Source organism: Streptomyces sp. AM25, from assembly GCF_058146165.1.
Map to the genome: position 1 here is coordinate 1 of NZ_JBKIWN010000067.1, position 12,140 is coordinate 12,140.

The 12,140-nt window shown below is 65.7% G+C and carries 9 protein-coding genes, 2 pseudogenes and 1 riboswitch; of the genes and pseudogenes, 3 read left to right on the top strand and 8 right to left on the bottom strand.

Annotated features, from left to right (window positions below):
• Positions 1 to 153: 153 nt before the first annotated feature.
• On the bottom strand, positions 154 to 897 hold the full coding sequence (locus tag ACLHRZ_RS35660; RefSeq protein WP_490422776.1) for a group II intron maturase-specific domain-containing protein: 744 nt from the start codon (positions 895 to 897) through the stop codon (positions 154 to 156).
• A gap of 133 nt (positions 898 to 1,030) precedes the next feature.
• On the opposite strand from ACLHRZ_RS35660, the gene ACLHRZ_RS35665 reads away from it, so the two are divergent.
• Positions 1,031 to 2,290 carry an IS4 family transposase gene (locus ACLHRZ_RS35665; protein ID WP_490422768.1) on the top strand — a complete coding sequence of 420 codons (1,260 nt, stop codon included), beginning with the start codon at positions 1,031 to 1,033 and terminating at the stop codon, positions 2,288 to 2,290.
• Positions 2,291 to 2,881: 591 nt separating this feature from the next.
• Here the strand turns inward: ACLHRZ_RS35665 and ACLHRZ_RS35670 are convergent.
• Together ACLHRZ_RS35670 and ACLHRZ_RS35675 are read right to left on the bottom strand one after the other, a co-directional pair.
• The gene (locus ACLHRZ_RS35670) at positions 2,882 to 4,213 is read right to left on the bottom strand and encodes a hypothetical protein (RefSeq protein WP_490422769.1); all 1,332 of its coding nucleotides are present in this window, start codon (positions 4,211 to 4,213) and stop codon (positions 2,882 to 2,884) included.
• Positions 4,214 to 4,634: 421 nt separating this feature from the next.
• A riboswitch (M-box (ykoK) riboswitch) is annotated at positions 4,635 to 4,808 on the bottom strand.
• A gap of 1,181 nt (positions 4,809 to 5,989) precedes the next feature.
• Positions 5,990 to 6,864 (bottom strand): IS5 family transposase gene (locus ACLHRZ_RS35675; RefSeq protein ID WP_490422770.1). Its coding sequence is split into 2 segments (ribosomal slippage): positions 5,990 to 6,489 and positions 6,489 to 6,864, totalling 876 coding nucleotides; the frame shifts between segments, so codons are not numbered across the junction.
• A gap of 333 nt (positions 6,865 to 7,197) precedes the next feature.
• Between ACLHRZ_RS35675 and ACLHRZ_RS35680 the strand changes: the two genes are divergently transcribed.
• On the top strand, positions 7,198 to 7,974 hold the full coding sequence (locus ACLHRZ_RS35680; protein ID WP_490422771.1) for a transposase family protein: 777 nt from the start codon (positions 7,198 to 7,200) through the stop codon (positions 7,972 to 7,974).
• A 128-nt stretch (positions 7,975 to 8,102) separates the two neighbouring features.
• Here the strand turns inward: ACLHRZ_RS35680 and ACLHRZ_RS35685 are convergent, their stop codons facing one another.
• Together ACLHRZ_RS35685 and ACLHRZ_RS35690 are read right to left on the bottom strand one after the other, a co-directional pair.
• Positions 8,103 to 8,777, bottom strand: coding sequence for a response regulator (locus ACLHRZ_RS35685; protein WP_490422772.1), 675 nt, complete (start codon positions 8,775 to 8,777; stop codon positions 8,103 to 8,105).
• A complete protein-coding gene (locus ACLHRZ_RS35690) occupies positions 8,765 to 10,063 on the bottom strand; it encodes a sensor histidine kinase (RefSeq protein ID WP_490422773.1) in 1,299 nt (432 codons plus the stop codon). Before ACLHRZ_RS35690 ends, ACLHRZ_RS35685 begins: the two co-directional genes overlap by 13 nt.
• 167 nt (positions 10,064 to 10,230) lie before the next feature.
• Here ACLHRZ_RS35690 and ACLHRZ_RS35695 point away from each other — a divergent pair, with 167 nt between their 5' ends.
• The gene (locus ACLHRZ_RS35695) at positions 10,231 to 10,467 is read left to right on the top strand and encodes a hypothetical protein (RefSeq protein ID WP_490422774.1); all 237 of its coding nucleotides are present in this window, start codon (positions 10,231 to 10,233) and stop codon (positions 10,465 to 10,467) included.
• Positions 10,468 to 10,661: 194 nt separating this feature from the next.
• Here ACLHRZ_RS35695 and ACLHRZ_RS35700 read toward each other — a convergent pair.
• From ACLHRZ_RS35700 to ACLHRZ_RS35710, 3 genes and pseudogenes are all read right to left on the bottom strand, one after another.
• Positions 10,662 to 10,778: pseudogene (locus ACLHRZ_RS35700) on the bottom strand (IS5/IS1182 family transposase); the annotation flags it as partial.
• Positions 10,779 to 10,887: 109 nt separating this feature from the next.
• Positions 10,888 to 11,784 (bottom strand): annotated as a pseudogene (locus tag ACLHRZ_RS35705) (group II intron reverse transcriptase/maturase); the annotation flags it as partial.
• A gap of 31 nt (positions 11,785 to 11,815) precedes the next feature.
• Positions 11,816 to 12,140 (bottom strand): integrase core domain-containing protein (locus ACLHRZ_RS35710; protein ID WP_490422775.1); only part of this gene is annotated, 325 nt, incomplete at its 5' end.

Here is a 12,140-nt window from a genome sequence, read left to right on the forward strand (position 1 = left end):
GGCGTCCTGGACCTCGACATCGTGGTGGGGTCGGCGCGGAGCGCGGTACTGGGATTCCTCCCAGCCCGTTTCTCCACGCCGCCCTCCCGAACCGGACGTGCGAGTTGGCCCCGCATCCGGCTCTCCACAAGCCCCGTTGAGCAGGTGCTTTCCTCAGATCGTGCTGGGCCAGGGCGACGGAATGGTCGTCCCCCGGGGCCGGTATCGCGTGGTGACTACCGAGCCCGGGTTGAACAGAACGACGTCTCCGTCGTGCGGCCACCATCCGCCGTCACAATAGCGATGGCGGAGTTCCTTCCACCCGGTGCCGAGGTGCTTGCGGCGGAGCCATCCGAAGACCTGACGCCAGACGATCATGCGCAGGTATTGGAAGGCCCGGGCGGACACCCCGGGGCGGAAGTAGGCGGTCCAGCCCCGCAGCACCTGGTTGAGCTTGCGCAGCAGGACTGCCAGCGGCAGGCTGACGTTCATCCGGCAGAGCGCCTTCGTCTTGGCCTTGATGGACCGAAGTGCCTTCTTGGCCGGGTAGTTGTAGACGTACTGCCGGTCGGTTCCTCGCTTCTGGTGGCGTTGGATGCGCCAGCCGAGGAAGTCGAGGCCCTCGTCGATGTGCGTGATCAGTGTCTTCTCCTCCGAGAGCCGCAGGCCGACGGTGGAGAGGACTTCCGCCACTTCTGGAAGCAGTGCCTCGGTGTGGGCTCGGGTGCCCGACACCAGAATGACGAAGTCGTCCGCGTACCGGATCAACCGGTAGTTGGGCAGCCCCTTCTGGCGTCGTGTCCACCGTTGCTTCGTCGTGGACTGCGCCCCGCCAGGTGCCTTGACGAAGTGCTCGTCCAGGACCGAGAGGGCCACATTGCTCAGCAGGGGCGAAAGAATCCCGCCTTGTGGGGCAATGCCGCGTAGTTAAGCCACTTGGCAATCTGTTTCCACATTTTCACAGCGACACGCCGGGGCTTGTTGTGGACAGTCAACCTGCACCGGTCCTGCTCTTTCGCTGTCGCCGCGAACCTGGTTATGTTCCTCGTTCATGGGTGGGATTCGGGATGAAGAAGCAGTCTCTGGTGGGCGTCTGACGGACCGGGTGAGTATCGGGCTTCTGACGCGTCTGGTGGACCGGGACCTGGTGGATGAGGTCCTCGCGGAGACGGGGCGGACGGAGAAGAGGTCCCGTCTGCTGCCTGCACGTGTCGTCGTCTATTACGTGATGGCCATGTGCCTGTTCTTCAGCGAGTCGTACGAGGAAGTAACCCGTCTCCTCGTCAACGGCCTGCGGTTCATGGGGACATGGCGGAAGGAATGGACGGTTCCCACGTCCAGCGCGGTGTCCCAGGCGCGCCGGCGTCTGGGACCTGAACCGCTGAAAGCGCTGTTCGAGCGGGTAGCGCTGCCGTGTGCCCAGCGCGGTACGCAAGGGGCGTGGCTGGGAAATCGGCGGCTGATGGCCATCGACGGTTTTGTGCTGGACCTCCCCGATACACCTGCGAATGATGCGGAGTTCGGGCGTTCCGGCGGGGAGAAGAATCCTGCCCCGTTTCCGCAGGTGAAGATTGTCGGGCTGGGGGAATGCGGCACGCATGCCGTTGTCGCTGCGCGTATGGGGCCCTGGCGGACGGATGAAGGGAAACTCGCCCGGGATCTCGTGGCGGATTTCGAGCCGGGCATGCTGATCACCGCCGACCGGGGGTTTTATGCCTACCGACTGTGGGAGGCAGCTGCGGCCACGGGGGCGGATCTTCTGTGGCGGATGCCCGACGGACCTCATCTGCCGGTAGTCCGGCCGCTCAAAGACGGGTCGTACGAGTCGTTTCTGCTGGACCCGGGAGTACGCCGTCGGCGCGCGGTCCAGCGTCACCGAGGGGCAACACACATCGAGGAGCCCTCCGGCATTCCGGTCCGGGTCGTCGAGTACGAAGTGACCAACCATGAAGGCAAAGGAGAAATCTTCTGCCTGATCACCACCATCATAGACCCGGACGACGCCAGTGCAGCCGAGCTCGCGGCGGCGTATGCCGAACGCTGGGAATTCGAATCCGGCCTCGACGAGATCAAAACCCACCAGCGCGGCCGCGGTGCCGTACTGCGCTCGAAGTCCCCGGATATGATCGAGCAGGAGATCTGGGCGCTCCTGCTGACCCACTACGCAGTCCGGCACCTGATGTGCGAAGCAGCCGACCAGGCCGACATCGACCCCGACAGGCTGTCTTTCATCCGCTCACTGCGCATCATCCGCCGTCAGATCACTGACCAGGCGGGCTTTCCCCCCTCACCGTCTCACGAAAGCTCTTGAAGCAGCCTTCACGGAAATCCTGGAGAGACCCAACCCACGCCGACGCCACCGCACCAGCCCACGAGCCGTCAAACGCATCCACGTCCACGCCTACAGGAAGAAGAAGCGCACCGAAACCACAGTCCACCACCCTGACCCACCAAGCATCAAAATCTTCGCCGTTTCTTAACTACGCGGCATTGCCCTGCCGATCAACACGTCCAGCTGATGCGGGCTCAAACCGGCAGCACGGTGGAACGGCATCGGCCCCCCGAACGAGCGCGTGGGAGTCGGCACTTCACACGCTACACCGGAGGGACCGATCCCGTGTTCAGCGATCACCATCCAGCAACATCACAGACTTCTGAATGACCTTCCAGCCGTCCCCTCTGACCTGCCTATTCCACCCCCGCAGGACAGGCTGAAAGGCCTTCAGCCAGACAGGCATAGAACTCCGTCCGAAAGCGGGACAGTTCCCCAAATGCATCCCGCGGGACGCCCCGCTACAGCAGACTCATCGTTACGGCCTTCGCGCTGATCAAACGCCTCTGTGACGGAGCACATGATCAGGCGGAGGCCGCTCCCACGTCCGGCAAACAGCGGATCCCAGCCCTAACAATCCTTACACTCGAGGACCTTGGTAAATCCCGGCACCTCGGGGACTGCGAAGAGGGGGAACGGTGGGGTGTCGTCTCGGCTCTTTTTCAGGCTGTCCTTGAGTTCTGTGGCGGTGAAGGAGTGGGGCGACGCGTCGTGGGTCATGGAGGACTTCAGTTTATCGAAATCCTTGGAGAATTGACTGAGGGATGTCCGGCTTATGCAGTTGTCGTAGGTCATGCGGCCGAGGCTACTGCCGTCGTTGGCGTTTTTGCAGGAGGCTTCGCGCAGGGCACTGAGGATTGCCTCTTTGTTCTGGTCCATGAATTCGACGGAGAAGTGGGTGAAGTTGTCCGGCTTGTGCAGGCCCTCGGCCACTGCGCTGCCGACGACGTCGAGGAGGTCGTTGCTGTCGCGGCTGAGGGTTTTCCTCAGGCCGTCGCGCAATTTCTTCTTCGCCATGAGGGCCTCGTGTTCGACCTTTGCTACTTCCTGCTTGCTCAGGCGGCGCCGGGCGCTGTCGAGCTGTGCGTCGATCAGGGCCTCACCCTGTGCGGCGCTGGCGGCGAAGTGCATCTGGACGGCAGCCCAAATGCCCTGGGTCTTGGGGTCGTTGACGGCCCTCTTCATAGCCTCGGGGCCGAAGTTCTTCCATGCTTTGTCGCGTTCGGAGCGGATGTGGTCGTCGATGGAGATCTTTCCGCTGCCGAAGGCGGCGCGGCTGATGATGCTGATGACGAGGGCGACCACGCTGGCGAGGATGCCAGCGTGCAGGGGCATAGACTTGAGTTTGGCCAGGCGGTTGATGCCGTCTGCGGTGAGGTTGGCGATGGCCTCGCCGATCTTCTTCGGGTCGTGTGCCAGGCATGCCTTGACCAGGTCTTCGAAGTGCCCTGCCTCGGCCACCTTATTGACCACGGCAGTCCTCAGAGCACCCAGCAGCCCCTGGTCGACGTAGGCTGTCGCGACGTCGTTGAACTTCCTCATACGCTCGGCGTAGTAAAGTCCCTTATTCTTGTCCTTCAGGTCCACCTCCTTGGCGCTGGTATCGGCCTTAAAACTCTTTACGATCTTGTCGAGATCCTTGACATCCTTGAACGCCGGACTCAGATAGGGCTTGCCGTCCCGCCGCGCCGCCTCGTAATCGTCCGTGGTCTCCTTGCCCTGCCCGATCTTCTCCAGGTTTTCCCGGGCCTCCTTCAGGAACTCCTCGAACGTGGCCGGAGAATGTATCTGCTGTGCGGCGGCTGCTTGGCCTGCGGGGGCGGCCACCCACAGCACCGGGGCTGCGAGGAGCGTAGACAAAGTTATACTGATCGGGTATTTGGACCGGGCAAAACGCTTCACGGCTGTCCTTCCGGATCATTTGGAGGGTTTGCGGTATTCGAAACAGGCGGGGTGTTGCCACAGCCAACGACCTTGGGGGCGCACGGCCTGCCAGCCCCGGAACTACGGGAGGCAAGTCGGCTGACCACGACGCAACACGCTCGCTTCGGGGCCTGCCCCTGTCCACCGGCTTGGCAGTCGACCCCTCAACGCCATCCATCGCCCCTGCGCCGGCCTCCCGTAACTCCCCGATGGAGTGCGGGGCAGGCAGTTGCAGGTGTGGCGAGCGTGTTAATGCGCGCCGGGGGCGGGCGAGGTCATGTGTGTACGGGGGCCACTGTGGCTCGGACTACTGCAGGTGCAGCCCATGTCTCTCACCTTCTTCCGGCCGGAGCGTGCGGGCGCTGGACGACACGGCAAGGAGCGCACCGGCCTGTCGGCCGGTTCACCCCAACTCGTCAGAGCTTTGGCACTGCACGACGTGATCCCCTGGGCTGGGGAAGCCACTTGGGGTCACCCCTTGGGCCGGGGAGGCCTGTCCTGACCCTGGGCGTCTCTCGACGTCGTGGGGTCAGTGGCCTGTGTCCGCACAGACGCCCACCGAACGAGGTGCCTTCTTCAAACCTCCACGAGCATAAGCCTGATTAAGTCGGACATTAAGGTTATTTGTGCACCCGTGGATACGCTTGACGAAACCTTGACCGTCAGGGGCCGGGACACAGTCCGTTGGTCCCGCACGCCCGGGCCGCCCTACGTCCCGGGCGCGCGAGACTGCCGCCTCGCCGAGACGCGTCACGGATGGAATCTCCCTGGCTCGAGCGATTGAGGGTGGGCTTGATTCGGTTTGACGGACATCCGAGATCAGGGGCATCACCCCGGAAGGATGTCCACTATGGAGAGCATGGGGAAGAAGAAGCCGCGTCCTCGCCGCTCGTTCACGCCGGTTCAAGGCCGAGATCGTCGAGCTGTGCCAGCGCGGTGACCGCTCGGTCGGGCAGATCGCCAAGGACTTCGACCTGACGGAGACTGCCGTGCGGCTGTGGTTCCACCAGGCCGAGACCGACGCTGGCCTGCGGGGCGGGAGGCGTCGCACAGACGGAGGGAAGCCCCGCCCGGCGCCTCGCGGGAAGCGTACGGACGGGGCAGTGTGCGGTGCTACACGGGCGGAAGCGCATCCGGGTCAATGACTGCCGTACCCGCCTGATGCTGGCCTCTGCACGGGGGCGTCTGCTTGCAGAAGAATCCACGCCCACGGCAGGCCATGCACGCGTGGGACGCCATCAGCTCTCCGGCGTCGCCGGACTGGTTCACGAACAGAGTGGCAGTCCGGTACGTGCCTGCGCCCCTGCATCCCTTACAGAAGTGGTGCGGGCCGGGGCAGGGGGCGTCAGTCATGACCGGGTGTCGCTGTCGACCGAGCCGGAGCCGCCGCATGTGCCGCATTGCTGGTCTTCGTACTCGGGGCCGCCGGGGTTGTCTTCCATGTTGTGATGGCGCTGAACCTGAACGGTGCCGCTGCCGTTGCACGTGCTGCACTGAGTGGCCATCTTGCGAACCTCGCATCCATGTTGATGATGGTGCTCTTACGGTCCGTGCCTGTCCCCCGTTCGCTGATGGCTCCCCCTTTCTGCGTAGGTGGTCTGTGCACCCGCCCGGCCGCTGGACCTCACATCTGACGACCGGGCGGGCGTCTGATGCCTGCCCTTCTGCCGGGGAGATAGGACCCACGGCGCGGGGAGGGTGCGCCATGGCGTCGGCAGAGGGGCAGGGGTCTAGGGCGTGTATCGAATGTGCTGGTCACAGCCACTCGTTGATGGCTGCGATGGTCAGTGTGGCCTCGTAGCGAACGGCGAGTTTGTCGTATCTCGTGGCGACCGCGCGGTGCCTTTTGAGGCGGTTGATGCCGCACTCGACGGAGTGCCTCTGCTTGTAGGTCTCGCTGTCGAAGGCCGGCGGGCGGCCTCCGGCGGAGCCGCGTTTCCGGCGGTTGCGGATCTGGTCGGTCTTCTCCGGGATCGTGCAGCGGATACCGCGTCTGCGCAGGTAGGCGCGGTTCGCGCGGGAGCCGTAGGCCTTGTCGCCGAGCACGCGGTCGGGGCGGGTGCGGGGGCGACCGCCGTCCGGCCGGGCGACGCGGATGCGCCCGAGGACGGCCTGGAACTGCGCGCAGTCGCCCCACTGGCCCGGCGTGACGAGCAGTGCCAGTGGCTTCTGGCCCTGCTCGCAGGCGAGGTGGGTCTTGGTGGTCAGGCCGCCGCGCGACCGGCCGAGCCCGTGGTGCTCGGGTTCGGACTCGACACCGCCCGGAGGCTCTTTCTGCAGGGCCCCTTTTTCCGGGCCCCGGCGGCATGCTGGTGGGCCCGGGCGACCGTGGAGTCCACCGAGACGTCCCAGGTGATCAGGCCCTTCGCATCCGCGTCGGCCTGGAGGTCCGCCAGGATCCGCTTCCACGTACCGTCGCGCTGCCAGCGGCGGAACAGGTCGTACACCCGGCCCCACGGTCCGTACCGCCCGGGCACGTCCCGCCACGGCACACCAGTGCGGGTACGGAACCGTATCCCGTCGATGAGCTGGCGTTTCGTCCATATCGGCGGCCTCCCCGGCTTCTTCCCGACCGGCAGCAACAGCTCCAGCTTCACCCACCGAGCATCAGTCAAATCACCACGACCCATCCGAAAAGGATCGCAGACCATGATCGACTTCCGAAACGCGCCCTAGCTCGTGCGGGACGTCGACCGTGGCAGCATACGGAACCAACAGAGCCCCTCGGTCGGCCGCGTGATGAGTGAGATCACCACGCCAACGACGAGGGGCTCTGCCATGTCACCCCACCTGACCTGCCTGTTTCACCCACGCGGAACAGGATGAAAAGGGTTCACTGAACCGTTTTCACCCTGTCTCTGCGGAGTGAAAGTGCAGGTCAGCGAGGTGGGGTGACAAGACGAGGCTCCTGGTCGTTGCGCTGGTGTTCTCTACGCACCCACGCCTCGTCCGAGGAGCCTCGCTTGGTCCCGTATCGTGCCACGGTCGACGTCCCTCACGAGCCGGTCGAGCACGTCTCGTGGCTCGTCCATGCCCGAAGGTGTGAACTTCGCACGCGTTGGCGCAAGTTGGGCTGCTCCAGGCAGGCTCTGCTGGCGCTGCTGCTGGCGCTGGTGCACCTGCGCAAGAACGAGACGCTGCCCGCTCTCGCGGCCGGTTTCGGTGTCTCGACCACGACCGCGTGGCGGTATGTCGGCGAGACCCTCGAGGTGCTGGCCTCCTGGGCACCCGGCCTGCACGAGTCCCTCGTCGGGCCGGGCGAAGGGGACTTCGTCATCGTCGACGGCACGCTCATCCCCATCGACCGCATCGCCGCAGACCAGCCGCACTGCAGCTGGAAGCACAAGCAGCACGGGATGAACGTGCAGGTCATCGCCCGCCCGGACGGCACACCGCTGTGGTTCTCCCGCGCGACGCCGGGCCACACGCACGATCCGACCGCGGCCCGGGCCCACGGCATCGTCCAGGCCTGCCTCACCCGACAGATCCTCGTGCTCGCGGACCGGGCCTACCACGGCGCCGGCCCAACCGTCCGCACCCCGTACCACCACCACCGCGAACAACCCGAGCACTACCAGCAGTTCAACCGCGACCACGCCCGGCTCCGGGCACCCGGCAAACGCGCCTTCGCCCTACTCAAATCCTGGCGGCTGCTCCGACGGGCACGGTGTTCCACCCGCCGCATCGACACAGCAGTCCAAGCCGTCCACACCCTGATGACCTACACATATTCAGAATGAAAACAGTTCACTGAACCTCAACAACCAAGATCAGCCGTTGATTGGACAGACCCGGACGGAACAACCCGGGCATGCCCGTCGATCATGCTGCCGCAGGGGGAAACTCCAAGATCCCCGACAGAATCACGTTAGGCACTGTCTGGTCTGGCGTTGTTGACGAGGAGAGCTACCTGGACGCGGTTGGTGACGTGGAGTTTGGTGAGGATGCTGGAGACGTGGGCTTTGACGGTGGGCACGCTCATGTAGAGCTGGGCTGCGATTTCGGCGTTTGTGCGGCCCTGTCCGATGGCGAGGGCTACGTCGTATTCGCGTGCTGCCAGGGCGCTGAGCCGCTCCCGGGCGGCTGTGCGGGCGTCAGCGGTACCTGGTGCGGCGGGAGCGGCCACTTTGGAGATCAGCTGCTGGGTGACTGCAGGGGACAGTACTGGTTCACCGTCGGCTACGCGCTGTACGGCGCTGACGATCTGTTTGGGCGGCGTGTCCTTGAGGAGGAAACCGGCGGCGCCTGCGTGCAGGGCCCGGATGACGTAGTCGTCGGGGTTGAAGGTCGTCAGGATCACGATGGCCGGGGGTGAGGGCAGGGAGCGCAGGGCCAAGGTCGCGGCCAGCCCGTCCATGACGGGCATGCGGATATCAAGGAGGACGACGTCCGGAGCATCCGTCCGGGCCATCTCGAGTGCCTGCGCACCGTCGGCTGCCTCGCCGGCCACATCGATGTCGTCGGCGCCGTCGAGCATCATCCGCAGGCCTGTACGCACCAGCGGGTCGTCGTCGGCGATCAGGACACGGATCACGTGGACCATGGCAGCCACCCTTGGAGAAGGTAGCCGTCGCCGGCGGGGCTGTGGCGGATCTCGCCTCCGGCGAGGGCGGCTCGTTCTGCCAGACCGGCCAGCCCGTGGCCGCTGCCGGGCACGGGCTGGCCGGTCTGGCGGGCCGTGGGGGCGGTGTTGCGGACGATGATGTCGATACCGGTGTCCGGGTCAGCCGTCACCTCCACGTGCACGGCGGCACCGGGTGCGTGCTTGCGGGCATTGGTGAGCCCTTCCTGGACGATGCGGTAGGCGGTGCGGCCCGCGAGGCCCGGGACCTCACGCAGGCCGGTGACTGCCTGGTGCAGGGTGAGGTCCATGCCCGCCGCCCGTGACTCCTCTGCCAGGCGTGGCAGGTCGGCAAGGACCGGCTGCGGACGTTCCACCACACCGGCGCCGGCTGCCTGCTGCGCCCTGGGGCCCGCGGGGCCGGCCTCCTTGCTGTGGGCGAACGGCAGGCCGGGCTCGCCGGCGGCTGGGGTGCGCAGGACTCCGATGACCATGCGCAGGTCTTGGAGCGCGGCGTGGGCATTGCTGCGGATGGCTCCCGCTGCCTGCTCGATCTTCTCGGGGGCGGATCCCGGGTTGAACTCCAGTCCGCCTGCCTGCACGCTGAGCAGCGACAGGCGGTGGGCGAGGACATCGTGCATCTCCCGGGCAACCTCTTCACGGGCCCGCTGCCGTGCCTCCCGGGCGTTCCAGGCGGCTTCTTCCTCCGCATGCCGCGCGCGTTCGGTCAGCGAGGCGATGGCCACCCGGCGTGAGCGGACGAACAGGCCCCAGCCAACCGCGCCCGCGACAAGTGCCCAGGCGATCAGTACACAGGCCAGCACGGCGAATCTGACGTAGGCCCCGTGAGCGGTCAGGACGTACAGCGGCACGGGCAGGGCGGCGAGGACGGACACCCATGCCGTGACCCGCACGGGCCGCAGCGCCGCGACAGTGAAGAGCGCGGCCAGCGCCGGTGCCGTGACAGCAGGGGTAACCAGCCCCAGCACGAGCAGCAGCAGCGTCACCGCAGCTGGCCACCGCCGCCGCCACCACAGCGCGCCGGAGGCCAGGAAGGCGAAAACAGCCGACGGGGCGCCGGGAGGCAGCGCTCTCATCAAGGCGCGGTCGATCCAGCTGAGCGGCCAGCTGGCCCACGGACAGGGCGGGAAGAGAAGCAGTGGCGCACCCGGCCGTCCGGCCAGGACAGCGGCCAGGGCCACAGCCAGCCCGGCCGCCAGAACGACAACAGCGAGATCAGTCCGCTTCTCGCACGGGATACGGGACACATCACCAATCTACGCGAGGCAATACAGACAAATGCCCCACCTGGCTTTGGTCGGTGAACTCCCTACTTTGGTCAGCTGACCCGCTTCCCAGCCCCCGGCTTCGGTCGCCGATACAGTCGACCTTCTTCCGAAGCGCCTAGCCGGACGGCTTCCTTAGCGTCGGCGGCATGAACGACACCCACGACTCCACCTCCACTCGCCGCGTCCCGTCCCGGTCGTCACTGACCTCTCTGCTCGGGACACTCGGCGTACTCCTGACCGTCTCCGGCGGGCTGCCCCTGGCGAGGACCGGTTACTACCAACTGACCTCCCGCCTGCCCCTGCCCTTCAAGACCTTCGAGCTCATCGTGCTGCTCGGGGGCGCAGCACTCACCGCAATCGCCGTGATCCGGGCAAGGCGCTGAACGGACCGCTGGCCCGGGCGTCTTCCCGGGCGTCGTCGAGATCGCCGACGCGACGGGCGCCAAGGGCCGGCGCGGCATCGCCATCGCCCGTGAGGACACACGGCGCGGCGAGCGCACGGAGTGGGTCTTCGACCGGCAGAACCTCGTCTACCTCGGCGACCGCAGCACCCTGACCGGCCCTGTAAGGGGTCATCTCATTTGGCGAGTCTGCGGTAGCAGATGAGAGTGCAGGCGATGCTGGTGAAGGCGAGGAAGTGGGCGGCTTTGCGTTCGTAGCGTCGGTGGAGGCGGCGGCAGCCGGCGAGCCAGGACGTTGGGTCGGCCGCGCGGCGAGGTGCTCGCCGTGAGGCGAGTCCTGTTCCGCGCGGCCTCCCGCCGAACCGGACATGACGGTTTCCCGGTCATCCGGCTCTCCAGTGACTACTGCGTGAGTGGCCTGGCTGGTCGTTCCGAGTGGATGCGGTCGTGGCAGACGTCGCAGGCCACGACGGTTTTGCGGCGCCGGTGAAGCATGACGCGCGCCCAGTCGGATGGCTGCCATCCGGCATGTGCGAGGTCTGCGAGAGCGCGGACGTGGTGCACTTGCACGTTGCCCTTGCTTCCGCAGATCTCGCAGGTATCCGCCAGGAGTCTCGCGATGAGTTCCTTCTGCGGATAGTCCACCCGGACAGGCTCACGGTCGGCGAGTTCCGCCGCCCGCTGCCGTTGGAGGGGAATCCCACCGAACCGGGCCACCAGTGGTTTCCTGTTCTCCCGCTCGATTCGGGCCTCGAAGCAGACTCGGGGCCCGTTGGGGGTGTCGATTCTGGCCTTGTGCTTGGCGGCCATCTTCGACACTGACGAGCGGTGCTTGGCCGCAAGAGTCTTGAGCATAGAAGTCTCCATGACCCATTGCAGCCGGTGCAGCCGGAAGACGTCTCCGGCGAGCAGGTAGTACTGGATGACGCCCCGGTAGACGGCCCCGAAGGTCGCGACGATCGCATGATCGCTGCTGTCGGTCAGGGCCGTCTGTTTCGCGGGTTTTCCGCGGGCGAGATAAGGGGCGCACTTGGCCTTGATCACGTCCTGTGGGACACGGAGTGCTATCTGGCCGTTGACCCGACGGTATCGGCCAGTTTTCTTCGTGTCGTTGTGCTGGGTCGTGATCTCGTAGCCGAGGAACCTCGCTGCCCGGGTGCGGGCGTGAGTGATCAGCGTCTTGTCCTGGGACAGTTCGAGCTTGAGTTCGTCACGCAGGAACTGGGCCAGGCGTTGTTTGATCTGCTCGGCCTCGGCTTTCGGTCCGGTGAAACCGAGGAGGTGATCATCCGCGTAGTGAAGTTCCCCCGCGTTTCTGGACAGTGGGTGGTTACGCTGCGGGGGTGAGGTTGTGGGTCACCAGGGCTCTGGTTTCGAGTGGGGTGACGTATCCGTACTCGGGGTGCTTGCGCAGACGGGTGCGGTTGTATTCGACCTCGATGAAGCGGAAGATGTCGGTGCGGGCGGCCGCGTGGGATTCCCAGACGGTGGTCCCGATCTCTGCTTTCAGCAGACCGAAAAAGCTTTCGGCGGCGGCGTTATCGTAACACGAGCCTGTTCTTCCCATACTCTGCCTCAGCTGCAACTCCCGTATAAGGGTGCGATATTCACGTGATGTGTACTCCGACCAATGCCACTTAGTTATGCAGCGGGCG